This window comes from Thalassolituus alkanivorans (assembly GCF_020447205.1).
Lineage (GTDB): Bacteria > Pseudomonadota > Gammaproteobacteria > Pseudomonadales > Oceanobacteraceae > Venatoribacter > Venatoribacter alkanivorans.
Map to the genome: position 1 here is coordinate 269,528 of NZ_JAJAEL010000006.1, position 17,372 is coordinate 286,899.

17 protein-coding genes are annotated in these 17,372 nt (G+C 51.6%); 10 read left to right on the top strand and 7 right to left on the bottom strand.

Annotated elements, in window-relative coordinates:
• The first annotated feature begins 186 nt into the window (after positions 1-186).
• Positions 187-594 (top strand): GFA family protein, encoded by a 408-nt coding sequence (locus LGT44_RS03150; protein ID WP_230330322.1) that lies wholly within the window; start codon positions 187-189, stop codon positions 592-594.
• A 232-nt stretch (positions 595-826) separates the two neighbouring features.
• Here LGT44_RS03150 and LGT44_RS03155 read toward each other — a convergent pair whose 3' ends face one another.
• Positions 827-1,537, bottom strand: coding sequence for a spondin domain-containing protein (locus LGT44_RS03155; RefSeq protein WP_230330321.1), 711 nt, complete (start codon positions 1,535-1,537; stop codon positions 827-829).
• 1,245 nt (positions 1,538-2,782) lie between these two features.
• Between LGT44_RS03155 and LGT44_RS03160 the strand changes: the two genes are divergently transcribed.
• Genes LGT44_RS03160 through LGT44_RS03165 form a run of 3 tightly spaced genes read left to right on the top strand, consistent with a single transcriptional unit; the run spans position 2,783 to position 4,379 of the window.
• Entirely contained in the window at positions 2,783-3,409 is a 627-nt protein-coding gene (locus tag LGT44_RS03160) for a hypothetical protein (RefSeq protein ID WP_230330320.1), read from the top strand.
• Entirely contained in the window at positions 3,393-3,581 is a 189-nt protein-coding gene (locus LGT44_RS20240; RefSeq protein ID WP_408033925.1) for a DUF262 domain-containing protein, read from the top strand. Before LGT44_RS03160 ends, LGT44_RS20240 begins: the two co-directional genes overlap by 17 nt.
• Positions 3,582-3,620: 39 nt before the next feature.
• On the top strand, positions 3,621-4,379 hold the full coding sequence (locus LGT44_RS03165) for a hypothetical protein (protein WP_230330319.1): 759 nt from the start codon (positions 3,621-3,623) through the stop codon (positions 4,377-4,379).
• 108 nt (positions 4,380-4,487) lie between these two features.
• Here LGT44_RS03165 and LGT44_RS03170 read toward each other — a convergent pair whose 3' ends face one another.
• The 5 genes from LGT44_RS03170 to LGT44_RS03190 form a co-directional block, all read right to left on the bottom strand.
• Positions 4,488-6,629 carry a 3-hydroxyacyl-CoA dehydrogenase NAD-binding domain-containing protein gene (locus tag LGT44_RS03170; protein ID WP_230330318.1) on the bottom strand — a complete coding sequence of 714 codons (2,142 nt, stop codon included), beginning with the start codon at positions 6,627-6,629 and terminating at the stop codon, positions 4,488-4,490.
• Between the two features lie 71 nt (positions 6,630-6,700).
• Positions 6,701-7,906: an acetyl-CoA C-acetyltransferase gene (locus tag LGT44_RS03175; protein WP_230330317.1), complete on the bottom strand. Its 1,206-nt coding sequence runs from the start codon at positions 7,904-7,906 to the stop codon at positions 6,701-6,703.
• A gap of 25 nt (positions 7,907-7,931) precedes the next feature.
• Entirely contained in the window at positions 7,932-9,068 is a 1,137-nt protein-coding gene (locus LGT44_RS03180) for an acyl-CoA dehydrogenase family protein (RefSeq protein WP_145466056.1), read from the bottom strand.
• The gene (locus LGT44_RS03185) at positions 9,065-10,345 is read right to left on the bottom strand and encodes a CaiB/BaiF CoA transferase family protein (RefSeq protein WP_230330316.1); all 1,281 of its coding nucleotides are present in this window, start codon (positions 10,343-10,345) and stop codon (positions 9,065-9,067) included. The genes LGT44_RS03180 and LGT44_RS03185 overlap by 4 nt, the downstream gene beginning before the upstream one ends.
• A gap of 243 nt (positions 10,346-10,588) precedes the next feature.
• Positions 10,589-11,053, bottom strand: a complete 465-nt coding sequence (locus LGT44_RS03190; RefSeq protein WP_230330315.1) for a MerR family transcriptional regulator — start codon at positions 11,051-11,053, stop codon at positions 10,589-10,591.
• Between the two features lie 314 nt (positions 11,054-11,367).
• On the opposite strand from LGT44_RS03190, the gene LGT44_RS03195 reads away from it, so the two are divergent.
• Together LGT44_RS03195 and LGT44_RS03200 are read left to right on the top strand one after the other, a co-directional pair.
• Positions 11,368-12,126, top strand: coding sequence for an SDR family oxidoreductase (locus LGT44_RS03195; RefSeq protein ID WP_145466062.1), 759 nt, complete (start codon positions 11,368-11,370; stop codon positions 12,124-12,126).
• Positions 12,127-12,339: 213 nt separating this feature from the next.
• Positions 12,340-13,176: a hypothetical protein gene (locus LGT44_RS03200; RefSeq protein ID WP_230330314.1), complete on the top strand. Its 837-nt coding sequence runs from the start codon at positions 12,340-12,342 to the stop codon at positions 13,174-13,176.
• Between the two features lie 39 nt (positions 13,177-13,215).
• Here LGT44_RS03200 and LGT44_RS03205 read toward each other — a convergent pair whose 3' ends face one another.
• The gene (locus LGT44_RS03205) at positions 13,216-13,854 is read right to left on the bottom strand and encodes a hypothetical protein (RefSeq protein ID WP_230330313.1); all 639 of its coding nucleotides are present in this window, start codon (positions 13,852-13,854) and stop codon (positions 13,216-13,218) included.
• A 132-nt stretch (positions 13,855-13,986) separates the two neighbouring features.
• Here LGT44_RS03205 and LGT44_RS03210 point away from each other — a divergent pair, with 132 nt between their 5' ends.
• From LGT44_RS03210 to LGT44_RS03220, 4 genes are all read left to right on the top strand, one after another.
• A complete protein-coding gene (locus LGT44_RS03210; RefSeq protein WP_230330312.1) occupies positions 13,987-14,295 on the top strand; it encodes an MGMT family protein in 309 nt (102 codons plus the stop codon).
• A 105-nt stretch (positions 14,296-14,400) separates the two neighbouring features.
• Entirely contained in the window at positions 14,401-14,529 is a 129-nt protein-coding gene (locus tag LGT44_RS19940; protein WP_268866358.1) for a hypothetical protein, read from the top strand.
• Between the two features lie 121 nt (positions 14,530-14,650).
• Complete coding sequence (locus LGT44_RS03215; RefSeq protein WP_230330311.1) at positions 14,651-16,138, top strand: flavin-containing monooxygenase; 1,488 nt, start codon at positions 14,651-14,653, stop codon at positions 16,136-16,138.
• A gap of 223 nt (positions 16,139-16,361) precedes the next feature.
• The gene (locus LGT44_RS03220) at positions 16,362-16,850 is read left to right on the top strand and encodes a hypothetical protein (RefSeq protein WP_230330310.1); all 489 of its coding nucleotides are present in this window, start codon (positions 16,362-16,364) and stop codon (positions 16,848-16,850) included.
• The last annotated feature ends 522 nt before the right edge of the window (positions 16,851-17,372 follow it).

Below are 17,372 nucleotides of genomic sequence, written 5' to 3' on the forward strand. Positions count from 1 at the left end.
TGCGTTGCTGTTCGTTCGCTTAACCCGTTACCAATCTGTCTGGAACAGATTGGCGTGCCAACCCGAAGGGGTGAGGCACAGGGATGTGCTGAACATCCCACACTCTCAGCGCCTTGTTTGAGATATTTTTAGCCAATAACAGGCCTGTTTAATTAGTGTCGACAGGCCCTGGTAAGGAGGATAACCATGACCACATCTTATAAAGGCTCCTGCCTGTGCGGCGCCGTGCAATTTACCGTAAACGGCGATTTCCAGAGTTTTTTCCTGTGCCACTGCCAGCACTGCCAGAAAGACACCGGCTCGGCCCATGCCGCCAACCTGTTTTCCACCAGTGCCACCCTGAAGTGGGAGCGCGGCGCAGAACAGGTAAAGGTGTTTAACCTGCCCGACAGCCGCCATTGCAAAAGCTTTTGCCGCGAATGTGGCTCTGCCCTGCCCACCCAGCAGATGGACGGCCAGTTACTGGTGGTGCCCGCCGGCAGTCTGGATAACAGCCTGAGCATGCGCCCCAATGCGCATTTATTTATGGCCAGTAAGGCCGACTGGGATCACGATTTAGAGGATGTGGCCAAACTGGATGGTTTGCCGGGTTGATGGGCGCCTTACCGATACGACCTTTCAGGCGCGAACTGCTGATGCAAGTATTCAAACGCAACGCAGGATATAAAAACAAACGCCGAATGGTAGAAGCGGATCTTATCCGCAACCTGAATAAGCAAATATCCGTTTATTCAGACGCAAAGCGGTTTTTCAGAATAAATATTTCACTTATGAAAAACCGCTTCCCTTTATGCTTATGCGAATAAATACGGTAACAGCACTGTTATTACTCTCGCTGCAACTGCATAGTCGCGACATATAAACCGCTGCTACGATGTACGCCGTTATTAAAATCGGTATCGCTGACATCACTGCTTAACAGACGGATAATGCCGTCGCCACCGTCACTGTCGGCACTGGTAAAGGCAACACCAAGATCGGTACCGGCATCGTACAGCGCCAGATTAAATGTCGCCGACTCCAGCCACTCACCACCCTCACGCAGATTCACATCACGCAGGCCGACAAACCAATCCGGGCTCGGTGCAATCATGCTGATAATCGACAACAGCGGAAATTGCTCACTGGCACGGAAGCGCAGCACGGTTTCGCCCGGACTGCCCACACCACCACCGGCCAGCAGAATATTCTGCACATAGCCCTGGGTTTTACGCTCCTGTAACTCAGCCCGGAACAGCGAAGTACCACCGGTTTCTGCAACCTGCTCAATACCTGCGGTTGATTGCTGATCCAGCGGTCGCCAGATCACCGTTTGCTCATTATGAGTGGCGCCAACCAAAGGCGAAAAATGCGGATTGGATGGAAAGCCCTGTGGAAAATCCTCTGCATTCCACAATGTGGTAAAGGTCAGTTTGTACTGCACCTCACCCTGACCCTGCGGATCATTATCTGAAGAATCAGAGTCGTTACCGCCACAGCCCGACAGAGCCAATGCCAGAAGTGCTGCAGAAAATGAAGTCGTGAGAAAGCGGTTCATAGCGTTATCCTTTTTTTGAGATAACCCGGTAGTCGTGTGGAGGCGAGGTTTCTTACAGAGCGCAGCTCACTACTACGCTCTGCGTAGTAGCGCCTGCCGCTTTGTTGGTTCAGGAAAGAATTGCGCTCCGAGTTGCAGCCGCTGGGCGGGCTGGCTTTTTGGGCTGCCGCCCGGCCCAATGATTTCTTCTGTTCGCGATAAAGCCGGGACCTGTGGGAGCGGCTTTCAGCCGCGATAGCTGGTTTGTTTTGTGGCCGCTGGGCGGGCTGGCTTTTTAGGCTGCCGCCCGGCCCTATGACCTCTTTGAGGGGTCTCACCCCTCACGCCGGTCGGGCAAACTCCCCGCTTCGCGCTGTGCAGGACTTCATCCGCCCTGAATAATCCTGCGGTCGCGGTAGCGCGAATAATGGGCCGTCCATGGCCCTATTCGCTCGCCCGGCATCCATGCCGGGACGTACCGGCGCAGCATTATTCAAACCGGCGTCCTGCAGGCGCACAAACCATCAATCACGCAAGGCCTTATATAAAAGCAAACGCCCAACTGTGGGAGCGGATTTTATCCGCGATACCGTGAACTGCAGACGCAGAAACTCAGACGCAAAACCGTATATAAAACAAACGCCGAATTGTAGGAGCGGGCCATGCCCGCGAGACTGCAGGAACAGCTTTCTGTTGTGGGAGCGGCTTCAGCCGCGCTAACACCGTAACCACCACCATCATGCGAAGCAATCTACCTAAGCTATCGACAGCCATTTAAAGAGATTTCCGCGTCGCTGCGACTCCTCGCAATACAGCACTTATAAAAACACCGCACTGTAGGAGCGGATCTTATCCGCGACAGCAGATAAACATAAGTTCAGGCTGAAATGCCGATAGGTAGGGTGGGCACTGCCCACCAGACCACCGCTTTCATTATCAGGAAGAGCCAAAGCAATACCTGTCGCCATTTGCCACTTGTAACCAGTTTTATCAATTATTGAATCATCCCCCGAATTTCAGTACTCTCGAACCAAAGCAGGGATGCCGCACATCATCGACGTATATACCGTCAAAGAACTTCCCTCACAGCTTAAAAAACGATGATCAGAATATGTGCATAAGCGTTAATCATCTGAAAAGAAAATGACGACGATTTTCACAATCAAGACCATGGGTTAGAATGATCACCCAAGACGTATTACATGCCACTTCTACTAATGTGCTGTTAGTGGTATAGAAAAGGCATATTGTATACAAGGAGTATTAATGGATATCGGTGAGTTCAACTTGTCGTTGCAAGCCATCTCCTCCGATGAAGGAATTTTGGATTTTTTTAGAAAACATTTTCTTCATGGAACCCCTCATGTATTCAACTCCAGAGACGAAGAGTACTATGAATTTCGTAAGAAAATTGGCGATAAATTCAGCATCCCATTCTACGAGATATTCATAACTGGATCGGGAAAACTTGGATTTAGCCCATTTAAAAAAAAGATGTTCGATTTTGACTCTGACATTGATGTAGCACTTGTATCCCCAAAACTCTTTGAGTCAATAATGCTTGACATAGCAAATTATCAAATGCAGTTTCGTGACAATCGTGCCGTAGTTAGAGAGCGAGAACTAAAAACATATCACGAATTTCTTGAGTATGTTGCACTTGGATGGATCAGACCAGATAAACTACCAATATCTTTTCAAATGAGTACTTTTAAGGATGATTGGTTTAATTTTTTCAGAAGCATTTCAAATGGAAAATCTGAAGTCGGGAACTACCAAGTAAATGCAGGTGTATTCAAAAGCTACGACCATCTGGAAAGATACACTCTTTCGGGTGTAAAGAAATTAAAAAGGCGGAAGCCAATGGAGCCACACGATGACGCATCAAATTAAACCATCCGTCACAAATCCTACCATCGCTGACATTTATGAAAAAATAGATGGAGGTCGACTACAACTATCACCAGATTTTCAGCGAAAGTTCGTTTGGACTCAAGAACATCAAGAGCAATTTCTGGACACCATACTGAATGGATACCCATTTCCAGAAATATATGTATGCTAGGGTGAGACCGACACGAAAAAACTTAGAACCTCCCAGAAAGTGATCGATGGTCAACAGCGTCTAACGACAATAAAAAACTACATAGAGCATGACTTCCGGAAAGAATTGAAACTAATCCCTGCATTTGAATCTTTAGATGATAGCCAAAGAGAAGATTTTCTATCTTATCAAGTTGTAGTTCGCGATATCGGAAAGGTTGAAGATGAACTTGTCCGAGAAATATTCAGAAGAATCAATTTAACAAAATTTAAACTTGAAGATATCGAAATACACAATGCAATTTATGATGGTCAATTCATAAAAATAGCAAAGGAACTTGCAGAAGAAGTCGCCCTTGAAGATTTTGGTGTATTTTATGAATCTGAATTCACACGCATGGCAGATATTCATTTCTTTCTTCAAGTCATGTCCACCATAGAGCGTGATGGTTATTTCCCAAGAGACAATGAGGTTGAGAAATGCGTTGCTGAGTTCAATGAAGAATATAAAAACTCTCATCGCACAAAGTCGAAAATATTAAACTCAATGTCGATAATTAAAAATCTAGGCCTTGAATTGGATTCAATTTGGTTTAGAAAATCCTGTTTCTTTACCTTGGTGGTAGAGCTTTGTTGGGCCAGCGACATCCCCGATGACATAGCCGATCGACTGAACTCCTTTGACGCCATTGTGATGAGCAGTAAAGGAAAAAAAGACACAGACCACGGAAAATTTTACCACGCGATGTATTCTGGAACTAATGATAGAAAGTCAAGAATAATAAGATCCGAGAATTTTCGAAAGTATATTTTGCTTTAAATAAAGACAACTGGTAATTGAAGGTAAAAAGCTACCAAATATAGTGAAATAAAAAAGCCTGCCGGTTTCCCGGCAGGCTTTTTTATTTCACACTTCTTTCAAACCATCTCAGGCGTAGAAGGATTTTCCTTCAGCTGCCATCTCCCGCAGCATTCCCGGGATTTTGTAGCGGTCGCCAACGTTGGCGGCCAGCTGGTCGGCATTGGCGATAAAGGTATCGATGCCTTCCATGGTTTCTACAAAGGAGATTACGCCGCCGGTCTGTGGCGCAAAGCCCCAGCCAAAAATGGAGCCGATATCGACTTCATGGGCGCGGGTAATCACACCTTCGGCCACACAGTGCAGGGTTTCTACCGCCTGTGCGTACAGCAGACGCTGTTTTACGTATTCCACCGATGGCTGTTCTGCCGCCAGCGGGAAGCGCTCGGCCAGTCCGCTCCACAGGGATTTTTTGCCTTGGGGGTCTGCGGGGTAATCATAGAAACCGACACCGGCTTTTTTACCAATGCGTTTGGCTTCGTGCACCATGTACTGCACCACTTCGTCAGCCGGGTGCGATACATAGGCATCGCCCAGGTCTTTCTGGGTCTGGCGGCCAATGCGGTCCATCAGTTCCAGCGTAACTTCGTCGCTCAGCGCCAGCGGGCCAACCGGCATACCGGCCAGTTTGCCTACGTTTTCGATCAGCGCCGGTGATACGCCTTCTTTCAGCAGTGCCATACCTTCGAGCACATAGGTTTTAAATACACGCGAGGTGTAGAAACCACGGCTGTCGTTAACGGTAATCGGGGTTTTCTTCAGTTGCTGCACATAATCCAGCGCCCAGGCCAGGGTATGCTGCGAGGTTTTTTCGCCCATAATAATTTCCACCAGCGGCATTTTGTCGACCGGTGAGAAAAAGTGCAGACCAATAAACTGCTCAGGGCGTTTGCTGGCTTCGGCCAGACCGGTAATCGGCAGGGTCGAGGTGTTGGAAGCAAAAATAGCATCATCACCCAGCACGGCTTCGGCTTTGGCGGTAACGTCGGCTTTAATATTGCGGTCTTCGAATACCGCTTCGATCACCAGATCACAACCTTTAAGGTCGTTATAGTCGGTGGTGGCGAGAATGCGTGCCAGTGTGGCATCGGCTTTTTCCTGCGCCATTTTGCCGCGTGATACACGTTTTTTCAGCAGGCCTTCGGAATAGCTTTTGCCTTTATCGGCGGATTCCTGCGCGGTATCCAGCAGCACCACTTCCATACCGCTCATGGCGGAAGAATAGGCAATACCGGCACCCATCATACCGGCACCTAAAATACCGACTTTTTTAAACTGTTTTTTCTCCACGCCTTGCGGGCGGTTTTTCAGTTTATTGGCATCCTGCAGCGCCACAAAGAAGGTGCGGATCATGGCTTTTGCCTGATCAGACAGCAGCAGCTCGGTAAAGTAACGCGCTTCAACATCCAGTGCCTGATCAATCGGCAGCTGACAGCCTTCAAACAAGGCCTGCAGAATACGCTGTGGTGCGAGGTAATTACCCATGGTTTTCTTGCGCAGCATGGCTTCCGCGCCCATAAATACCTGCGCTACCTTTGGTGACTGTACTTCGCCACCCGGTAATTTAAATTTCTTCTCATCCCACGGCTGTACACAGGCTTTCGGATTATCCAGCAGCCATTGTTTGGCCGCTGCAATCAGTTCTTCTGCGGCAACCACATCGTTAATCAGACCAGCAGCTTTGGCTTCTTTCGCTTTCGCCTGAGTCGCCTGCAGCAACCACGGCATCGCTGCCTGAATACCCAGCATACGCGCCAGACGCTGAGTACCACCGCCACCCGGCAGCAGACCCAGATTCACTTCCGGAAAACCGAACACGGCTTTCGGATTATCGGCGGCAATACGGTGATGACAGGCCAGCGCGATTTCCATACCGCCACCCAGTGCAGTACCGTTTAATGCAGCCACAATCGGCTTACCGCCCTGCTCCATACGGCGCATAATCTGATGCAGGCTGCGCACAAAACCGATAATGGTTTCGGCATTTTGCGGCATGGTCTGAATTTCTTTTAAATTCGCGCCGACAACAAAATCGGATTTACCTGAGGTTAATACAATGCCTTTTACCGCATCGTTAGCCAACAGGCTTTCCAGTGCTTCGTTCAGTGCGATTACCGCACTCTGTGCCAGTGAGTTTACCGGCCCGTTCTGATCGTCCCAGGTTAAAACCGCAATACCCTGAGCGTCGATTTCATGCGTAAATGTAGTCATAACATATCCTTTAATCTTTCAAAGCCTGCGCTGCTGAAAACGCTGAAAGCGTTATCGAGGCAGGTAGCTTTTTAAACCCGTTCGATAATGGTGGCAGTCCCCATACCACCGCCCACGCACAGGTTGATTAATGCGGTGTTCAGGTCGCGACGCTCCAGTTCATCCAGCACAGTACCGAGAATCATGGCACCGGTTGCCCCCAGCGGATGGCCCATGGCAATGGCACCGCCATTTACGTTGATTTTGCTGTGGTCAATATTCATATCTTTCATAAACAGCAGAACCACCGAGGCAAAGGCTTCGTTCAGTTCCCACAGGTCGATATCGCTGGCCTGCATCATGCCGTTTTTCAGCGCTTTACGCGCAGACGGCGCCGGGCCGGTAAGCATGATGGTTGGTTCAGAACCAATAGACGCTGCCGAGCGGATACGGGCACGTGGTCTTAATCCCAGCGCCTGACCCATTTCTTTGGTACCGATTAATACCGCCGAAGCACCGTCAACAATACCGGAGGAGTTACCGGCGTGGTGCACGTGGTTAATACGTTCAACCTGCGGATAAACCTGCTGGGCAATGGCGTTAAAACCCAGGCCGCCGTGCATTTCGAACGATGGCTTCAGACCCGCCAGCGATTCAACCGTCGCTTCCGGGCGCATATGTTCGTCACGGTCGAGCAGGGTTAAACCGAGCTGATCTTTCACCGGAATAATGGAATTTTTAAAGTAACCATTGTCCCAGGCGTGTTTGGCGCGACGCTGTGATTCCACCGCGTAGGCGTCCACATCGGCACGGGAAAAACCATTCAGGGTGGCAATTAAATCAGCGGAAATACCCTGGGGTACAAACGACAATTTATTGGTTACCGCAGGGTCGGTGTAATAAGCGCCACCACCGGCACCCATCGGAATGCGTGACATACATTCCACACCACCACCGATGGTCATCTGTGCTTCACCGGCTTTAACTTTGGCGGCAGCCATATTGACCGCTTCGAGGCCTGAAGCACAGAAACGGCTGACCACAGTACCGGCACAGGTTTGTGCATAGTCGGCCATTAATACCGCGGTACGGGCAATATCGGCACCCTGTTCCATCACCGGTTCCACACAACCCAGTACCACATCGTCAATCTGAGAAGTATCCAGATCGTGGCGTTCCTGCAGGCCACGCAATAAACCCGACATCAGGCTGACCGGCGTTACTGTGTGCAGGCCGCCGTCTTTTTTACCACGACCGCGCGGTGTGCGTACCGCGTCGAAAATATAGGCATCAGTCATTTAAAAACTCCTTGTGCGCACACGCTTAAATAGTACGCGAAATAATTTCTTTCATGATTTCAGAAGTACCGGCGTAAATACGCTGTACACGCGAGTCGGCGTAAGCACGGGCAACCGGGTATTCCCACATATAGCCGTAACCACCGTGCAGCTGCACACACTCGTCGATAATGCGGCACTGTGCTTCGGTAGCCCAGAGTTTGACCGAGGCAGCAGCGTCGATGCTCAGCTTGCCTTCGCAATGCAGTTCCAGACAGCGGTCAACGTAGCACTGGGTTACTTCCAGTTCGGTGCGGATTTCGGCCAGTTTAAAGCGGGTGTTCTGGAAAGAAGCCACCGGCTTACCGAAGGCTTTACGCTCTTTCACGTAGGTAACGGTAGCGTCGTAGCAGGCACGCGCAGCAGCGGCACCAATAATGGCCACACTCAGACGTTCCTGTGCCAGTTCCTGCATCAGATAAATAAAACCGGCGTTACGCTGGCCGAGCAGGTTTTCTTTCGGAATGCGTACGTTGTCGAAAAACAGCTCAGAGGTATCCTGCGCTTTCATACCGACTTTTTTCAGATTCTGACCACGACTGAAACCGGCACGGTCGGCTTCGACCAGAAACAGGCTCACGCCTTTGGCACCGGCACTGGTATCGGTTTTGGCGACCACAATATAGAGGTCGGCCATCTGACCGTTGGTGATAAAGGTTTTGGAACCGTTAATCACATAATGGTCGCCGTCTTCGGTGGCGGTGGTACGTACACCGGCCAGGTCGGAACCGGTGCCCGGCTCGGTCATGGCGATAGCGGTAATCACTTCACCGGTACACATTTTTGGCAGCCATTTCTGTTTCTGCTCTTCGCTGCCGTAATGCAGGATATAAGGGGCAACAATATCGGAGTGCAGGGAGAAACCCGGGCCTGAAGCAAACACATACCCCTGCTCTTCAATAGCGATGGCCGAGTAACGGAAATCCACACCGGCACCGCCGTATTCTTCCGGAATATGGGTGCATAAAATGCCGGCTTCACCGGCTTTCAGCCAGGCTTCACGGGAAATATGACCCTGTGCTTCCCACTCTTCCCAGTGTGGCTGAATTTCGCGCTGCATAAATTTGCGTACACTGTCGCGGAACATGTTGTGCTCTTCGGTAAATACACTGCGTGGGATCATACCGTGGTCTCCTTGGTGCTTGGTGTCGATGATTTGTTATTACTGTTATCGGTGGATGTGGCCATTTCGTGTCCGGCCTGACGGATTACTCCGCGGCTCAGCAGTTGCTGAATATCGGCCTCGGCCAATGCCAGCTCCTGCAGAACGCTGAGTGTGTGTTCGCCCTGCTCCGGGCCGGGTTTATCGGTGATGTGTTTTTGTTCGCCAAACTGAATGGCCGGGGCCGGACAACGGATTTTCTGCCCCTGAGCGGTGGTTAATACCTGCACCATTTCCCGCGCCAGTAATTGCGGATGCTCGAACGCCTGCTGCGGGCTTAAAATCGGCGTGACGCAGCAATCGGTATCGGCAAAGACTTCGCGCCAGTGGCTTTGTGGTTCAGAGGCAAAAACCTCTGCCACTTCAGCACGTAATAATTCGGCTTTGGCGCCCATATCCCAGTACCGGTTTTGCCATTCCGGATGACCCAGAACGTCACAAACCTGATTCCAGAATTTTTGCTCCAGCGAGCCCACTGCCATATACAGATCGTCGGCGGTTTTATAAATGCCATAACAGGGGCGGGCACCGGTCAGCATGTCTTGTCCGCGCGGTAATGATTTACCCATTAAATTCATGGTCGCCAGCGGAATCACATTGTGCGCAAAGGTGCAGTCGGTCATGGAAATATCGAGGTAACAGCCTTCGCCCGCGCCGCCATTTAATTGCGAATTCAGGCGACCAACCACACCGCCTAAAATAGCCATGGCGGCACTGAGTGAGCCACCGGCCAGATCGGCTATCTGGAAATTACTTAAGGTCGGTGCGCCACCGGCTTCACCGACCTGATCGAGCACACCGGCGGTGGCGCAGTAATTCATATCGTGACCGGCTTTTTCGGCCCAGGGGCCGGTCTGGCCAAAGCCGGAAATGGAACACACCACCAGCCGCGGGTTAACCGCTTTCAGTTGTTCGTAAGCCAGACCAAGTTTTTTCATCACGCCGGGGCGGAAACTCTCCAGCAGGATGTCGGCTTTGGCCACCAGCTTCATCAGCAGTTCATGACCTTCTGCAGTAGAGAGGTCGAGGCTGATGGATTCTTTACCACGGTTAAGAATATGAAACGCCGGGCTGACAAAGCCTTTTGGCATGCCCAGTGAGCGGGTGTAATCGCCGGCGCCGGTGTCTTCCACCTTAATAACGCGCGCGCCCATATCGTGCAGGTGCATCGAGCACATGGGCCCTGGCAATAAACGCGACAGATCCAGCACCAGCATGCCGGACAGGGGTAAAGTCATGTTGCGCCCTCATTATTGTTATCTGCAGGCTTGTGCCCGTTTTACGGCGGTGCTGTTGTCCATTAACCGCCGTTCGTCGTGAGCTTGCAAGGTATTCCGGCCGGGCCGGAAAGGGGCATAAGCCGCTGAGTTACCTTAACGTAACTCAGACTACCGGGGGGAGCTGTGGGGGGTCAATGTGCAAATCGCTCAAGCGGATTGACAGATTTGCACTTATGAGAGGAAAAATCGTGACGAAAAAGATCAGCCTGGCTGGTCGTCTGACACTGGCTGGTCGTCTGGCAGGGGCAGGCGCTGCAGAAACTGCTGATAGGCGTCTTCCGGCGCAATATTGAGCTGGCTGAGGTCGGCACCGGCGGCCTGTTCGACCTTCTGCAGCTCGGCGATGGTGGCATCGAGGTCGCGGCGCTGGGCTTCCAGCTCCTGCAAGCGGGTACGGCACTGATGCATTAAGCCCAGCAGACGTTCCGGATTGGAGCGGTCGGCGTCATACAGGTCGAGGTAGGATTTGGTGTCTTCCAGCGAGAAGCCCACACGTTTGGAACGCAGCACAATTTTCAGCCGCGCGCGCTGGCGGTGATCGTAAATCATGGTGCGCCCGACGCGGCGCGAGGTAATCAGCCCCTTGCTCTCGTACAGACGGATGGCACGGGGGGTAATGCCGAACTCAGCGGCCAGATCGGCAACGGTGTAATAGTTATCGCTCATGTGCATCGGCAACAGGGAAAACGCGCAGTCTACCACTGCGTGAACGGATTCCCAGCATCTGCCCCAGAATCAAGCCCACCATCCCCCCCACCATCAACCCCACTATCCCCCCACCATCAGCGGATAACACGGCCTCATGCTATCGGCGTATAATCGGGCGGATTTTTATGTTTCGCCAGAGTAAATAGGTCAATACGGGACAAAAACTGACTATAATCTGACCGTCTGTTTACCCTCTGTCCCGGCTGCAGTTCTGGTTTTCAGCAAGGCCGCGGCGAACAAACAACCCCTTTTCAATAATTCAGGAGTTCTGTATGGATCTGCAAAACAAAGTGGTCGCCATTACCGGCGCGGGCCAGGGTCTGGGTCGTGCGATGGCGGTTTATCTGGCAGCAAAAGGGGCACGGATTGCCATTATCGACCTCGATCAGGGTCACATGGATGAAACAAAACGCCAGGTCGAAGCGGCCGGCAGCAACGGCAACACTTACCTGTGTAACGTTGCCAATGAAGAACAGGTAGAAAGCACCTTCGCCGCCATTGCTGCGGATATGGGCGGTCTGCACGGTCTGGTGAATAACGCCGGTATTCTGCGCGACGGTCTGATGGTGAAAGTAAAAGACGGCGAAGTCAGCAAGATGAGCCTGGCGCAGTGGCAGAGCGTGATCGACGTGAACCTGACCGGCGTGTTCCTGTGCGGACGCGAAGCGGCGGTACAGATGATTAACGGCGGCGAAGGCGGCTGCATCATCAATATCTCCAGTATTTCCCGCGCCGGTAATATGGGTCAGAGCAACTACTCTGCTGCCAAAGCCGGTGTTGCCAGCATGGCCGTTGTCTGGGGTAAAGAACTGGCGCGCTACGGCATCCGTGCCAACGCTATTGCACCGGGCTTTATCGCCACCGAAATGACCGCCAGCATGAAACCGGAAGCACTGGAAAAAATGACGGCAGGCATTCCGGCCAAGCGTATGGGACAGCCGGAAGAAATTGCCTCGGCCGTCGCCTTCCTGCTGGAAAACGATTATATGTCGGGCCGTATCATCGAAGTGGACGGTGGTCTGCGTTTGTAAGCAGCCAGCCTGACCGGGGATATTTCCGCAAAATAAAAAACGGCAGCTTTGGCTGCCGTTTTTTATGGCGGCTGAGTGTAATAAAACAGCAATATTTCTGCGGCCATGAATTGGCTGCTTAACAACAACGTATTGTTGCAATAAAGGCTCTGGTTATCAGCGGCGGAGTATTTATTCTGAATCATCTTATTTCATGGATGATGCAGTTTACTTATGCCGACATTAACAGAACGTGCCTCTGCTTTTATGGTTCTGGCAGCCAGCCTTTTACTCACCGCCTGCGCCACCAACACCACACCCTACTCTTATGTGTCGCTGGAAGATGAATATCGCAGCGATGCTTTTTTTACTTCTACCTTCGATAATAAAAGAGTACTGATTGCCGGTTATCACAAAGGCGATGATGCGGACGAGGCTGAATTAATCCGTTTAATTTCCACTTCGCTGGCCGACCAGCTTAAACGCAGCCGCAATGTCGCCAATGCCACGTCTTTTATTCTCACTAAACCAGCAGCTGCAGCTGACACCACCACAGTATCAGACAGCGAACAACAGGAAGCGCTCAGCGCCGATAACGAGATTAAAACTGCGGAGATGCCTGAGCGTTCTGCCGTTGTTAATAATCTTCTGGTAAATCAGCAACAGCAGTTTGATTATCTGATCGACTTCCGCATTCTTGACTGGCAACGAATGAAACGCGCCGAACGTACCAGCAGCCGCTGTCAGCATGCCGGAACCAATCTGCAACTGAACATGGTGCTGTGGGATATGTCACAACGGACGATGTTGTGGAGCAGCACTCCGGTTGGAAAAATCGGTGTGCATAAATGCGTTGAAGAGCAGGACTCCAACAGTACCCATGAATACCAGTCGGATAATCCCGTCGGCCTGATTGCCGAAGGGTTAATGTATATTCTGATTGATTCCACCACCGATGCCATTGCCACCGGCATCAGTTATAACAGCATGTCACCGGTAAGAGCGCCGCAGATGCGCGAATTAGTCGAACAACTGACCGGCATGATTGCCTTACAAATGAACCGCTACTGACGCTGCTTCACTAACTTCCACGACGGCACCGGGCAGGCATCAGCCTGCTCCCATGGCCTGTACCGCCAGATACTGCTGATTCTCGTGCTGGGCAATGGCTTCACCACCGCCCTGCACCTTCCCACCTTTCCAGCTCAGATTACTTTCCTCGGCCGTTACCGCTTTGGTGGCATTTACCAGCCATTGATTGGCCGTCTCTTCGGGCATACCCGCCGCCAGTTTCTGCAGCCACTGATCATGCAGGGCACCAATTTTCCCGAAGGTCTGCGCCATCTGCGCCCGCACCAGCCCCTGCTGTAACTCGCGCTCGGCAAACAAAGCTTCGATGCGCTCTTTCTGCGGGTGATCATTTGCGACCGTGACACTGCCATCGCTTTCTATCTGCAATTCAATTTCCTGGCTGGTGTCGATACCGGCCTCTGCCAGAGCCTGATTAAACTGCTTTTCAAAGCTGCGGATATCGCCCGGCCCCGGCAGCTTCAGCAGCCCAAGATCCAGACTCTGTAAAGTGGCTGTCAGTTGCTCATCACGGGCTTCGGCCTGCTGCTGAATTTCGGCGGAGGGCGTATAGCCATCGGCCGGCAATGCCTTGCCACCGGCGGCAACGGCTGTTGTCTGTGGCTGCTGACTCAGTAACGGGCTGACGCTGCCGGACTGGGGATGAATGCGCATATCCATAGGTTTCTGCTCCTTCAGAGTGACTCTGCGTTCTTGCTGAGAGTTTTGGTTATGAGCAGATGTATCAGCAAAAAGCTTTCCACTTTTCCGGTTCTGTTCCCACGCATAAAGCGAGACTGTTATTATCTGCCCATGCAATCGGATTCCTACGAACGACTCTACACCGCACTGGCAGGCATTCCTGCCGGAAGCGTCGTGACTTACGGCCAACTGGCGGCGCTGGCGGGTATGCCCGGACGGGCGCGCTGGGTCGGGCGGGTGTTGTCACAACTGCCGGAAGGCTCTCAGTTGCCCTGGTACCGGGTTATTAACGCTCAGGGGCGGCTCAGTTTTCCGCCTGGCAGCGCTGCTGCTGCACGCCAGCAGGCGCTGCTGAGCGGTGAAGGCGTGGAATTCAGTGCAAGCGGGCGTATCAATCTGAAACGCTTTGGCCTGAACTAACCCCCTTACCTCCGTCATATACGCCCCCGTAAGCCAGATGGCAGGGTTTCACCCGCTGTTCCCCTGTTTACTGCTCCTGCCTCCGCATTACCCGGCTAAAAGCCCATGCCAACAGGCTTTACAGCTTCGCAGGGACTGATGTTTCCTGCGGTGATCTGGCGCCTGACAGCATTACTTTCCGATCAGGCCAAAGACTGCGACATTACCGCCGGAGCACCACCCAACCCCGAATAAGTGAAAATAAAAGCCGCAAACATGACAGGGGATCACCTGTTTTTTTACACGCCGATAAGAGAAAGTGATCATCAGAACAACGAATAACAATAACGATCACCTCTGAAAAGCGGAAATCACCATGGCTACTGAATATTTTGATGTACTGATTATTGGCGCAGGCCTGTCTGGTATCGGCGCCGGCTGTCACCTGAAAAAAGAATGTCCGGGCAAATCCTTTGCAATCCTTGAAGGGCGTGACGCCAGCGGTGGTACCTGGGATCTGTTCCGTTACCCTGGCATCCGTTCCGACTCCGATATGTTTACCCTGGGTTATGAATTCAAACCCTGGACCAATAAAAAAGGTATCGCCGACGGTGCCGATATCCGTAATTACATCCGTGAAGCATCAGCCGAAAATAACGTTGATCCGCATATCCGTTATGGCCACAAAGTAAAAGCTGCACGCTGGAGCAGTGCTAACGCGACCTGGACTCTGGATGTTGAGCTGGCCGACGGCAGTAAAAAAGAATACTGCTGTAATTTCCTGCTGAGCTGTACCGGTTATTACAGCTATGAAGAAGGCTTTACACCGGAATTTGAAGGCCGTGATGATTTTAAAGGCCAGGTGATCCATCCACAGCAATGGCCGGAAGATCTGGATTACAGCGGCAAGCGCGTTGTTGTTATCGGCAGTGGTGCCACTGCAGTTACGCTGGTACCTGCGATGACCGATAAAGCTGCTCACGTTACCATGCTGCAGCGTTCACCCTCTTATGTATTAAGCGTTCCGCAACAGGATGCGATGGTTGCCCTGCTGCGCAAAATTCTGCCGCAGAAACTGGCTTACCGCATTATCCGAGGCCGTAACGTTTCTATCACTCTGGGCCTGTACCGCTTCTGTAAACGCTTCCCGAATGCGGCCCGTAAACTGCTGCAGTGGACAGTAAAAAAACAGTTACCGGCTGATTTCGATATGACGCATTTCACACCGAAATACGCGCCATGGGATGAGCGTCTGTGTGCAGTACCCGAAGGCGATATGTTCAAGGTGATTAAACAGGGTAAAGCCTCTGTTGTGACCGATCATATTGAGCGTTTTGCTGAAGATGGAATTCAGCTGAAGTCCGGTAAAAAACTGGAAGCCGATATCATCATTACCGCTACCGGCCTGAAAGTGCAGATGCTGGGTAATATGCAGGTAACCATTGACGGCGAAGCGCTGAAGCCAAATACCAAAATGAGTTACCGTGGCGTGATGTTCGAAGACCTGCCGAATATGGGTATGGTATTCGGTTACACCAATGCATCCTGGACATTAAAAGCCGATCTGATTTCCAGCTATGTTTGCCGTCTGCTCAAGCATATGGATGACAAAGGTGTGCGCCAGGTTACCCCGCGCAACCATAACCTGACCATTAAACGCCTGCCGTTTATTGATATGCAGTCGGGTTATATTTCCCGGGTTAAAGATCAGATTCCGCAACAGGGTGATGAACGTCCATGGAAGCTGTATCAGAACTACTTCCTGGATATGACACTGCTGAAAATGGCCAGCCTGGATGATCCGTCACTGGAATACGCCAACCCGGTCATTGAAGAGAATACAGCTACCAGCGGAGCCGTTTAAGCAATCACGATAACGCTACTCTCACTCCGAACTCCGGATTCATTTTAAGGAGATCGTTTGCGCCGCTACTGCGGCGCTTTTTTTTTTGCCCGCCGTTTAGTACTGCAACATAAAAGCCCCACGCAACCGGCGATATTCTGTATCGACAAAGGCATCACTTGCTGCCACAGCCCGGTCAGGGCAAAGTAGCTGCCATTGCAATTGTTAATAAGAGTATTATTTTATGAACGCGCGCTCCACGCTGCTGAACATCAGCACCATGGCACTGGCTTTTTCTCTCAGCGCCTGTACCACTCCCACCCCCGTCAACCAAGAACCCCGTTTTGTCTGGGATTTACCGGTCAGCGAGTTTTCCCGCTACCACGAATACCACTATCTGTTTGAATTACCCGTGGGCAAAGCAGCACCACTGGATATGTTTGTCAGCTTCTGCACCAATGACGAGGGCCTGCTGATGATTGGCGGTATGTCCGGCATCGGTGAAGGAAACATGCTGGTTCGTCGGACAGACGAACAGAGTGTGGATATTGCTGCCGACGACGTTGAAGAACTGATGGAAATGCTGGTAATGAGTAACGCGCATTTAAGCTGCGACTGGCAGATTGCGCCGGGCAGTAAAACTATTCCGCGTGAAGCCTTGTATTATGTGCGCCATATTAACGGTAAACGCAGTGTGCGTGAGCTGGGAGAGAGTCTGAGAAAAACAGAATAATTACAATAAAAAGGGGAAGCATTCCTTCACTGCTGTCCCACAGTTTTTAATCAGCACCGTAGCTAACAAAAACAGCATTTTTTAACATCCAGACCCAATGCCTCCCAGGAGAACTTATCCCCTTGCCGGCGGGCCGACCCCAGCTTTGCGCTTTCTGGTCCGTCACCCTTGAAACCTTGATATTTACTGGCCGCGTGCCTCATCGGCCATCCATGGCCGGAGCCACTTGTCCGCATCCCTGCGGATAGACCAGACATATCCGCGGTTTCTGCGGCGGCCCCAGAGGCGCAGAAAACCATCACCGCGATGTCGTTTTTCAGAGCAAATTTCTCGTTCCTACGCTCTGCGTGGGAATGCAACTGTGCCAGCAAGGGCTACCACGCAGAGCGTGGGAGCCAGGTGAACGCTGCTTCCGTTGAAATACGGCTGAGCGGATTGCTTAAACCGGCGATCGTGCGGCGCCAGACAACCAGATGATTCTGCGGCCTTCAGAGCAAAACCCTGCCCCGGAACGATACAAAT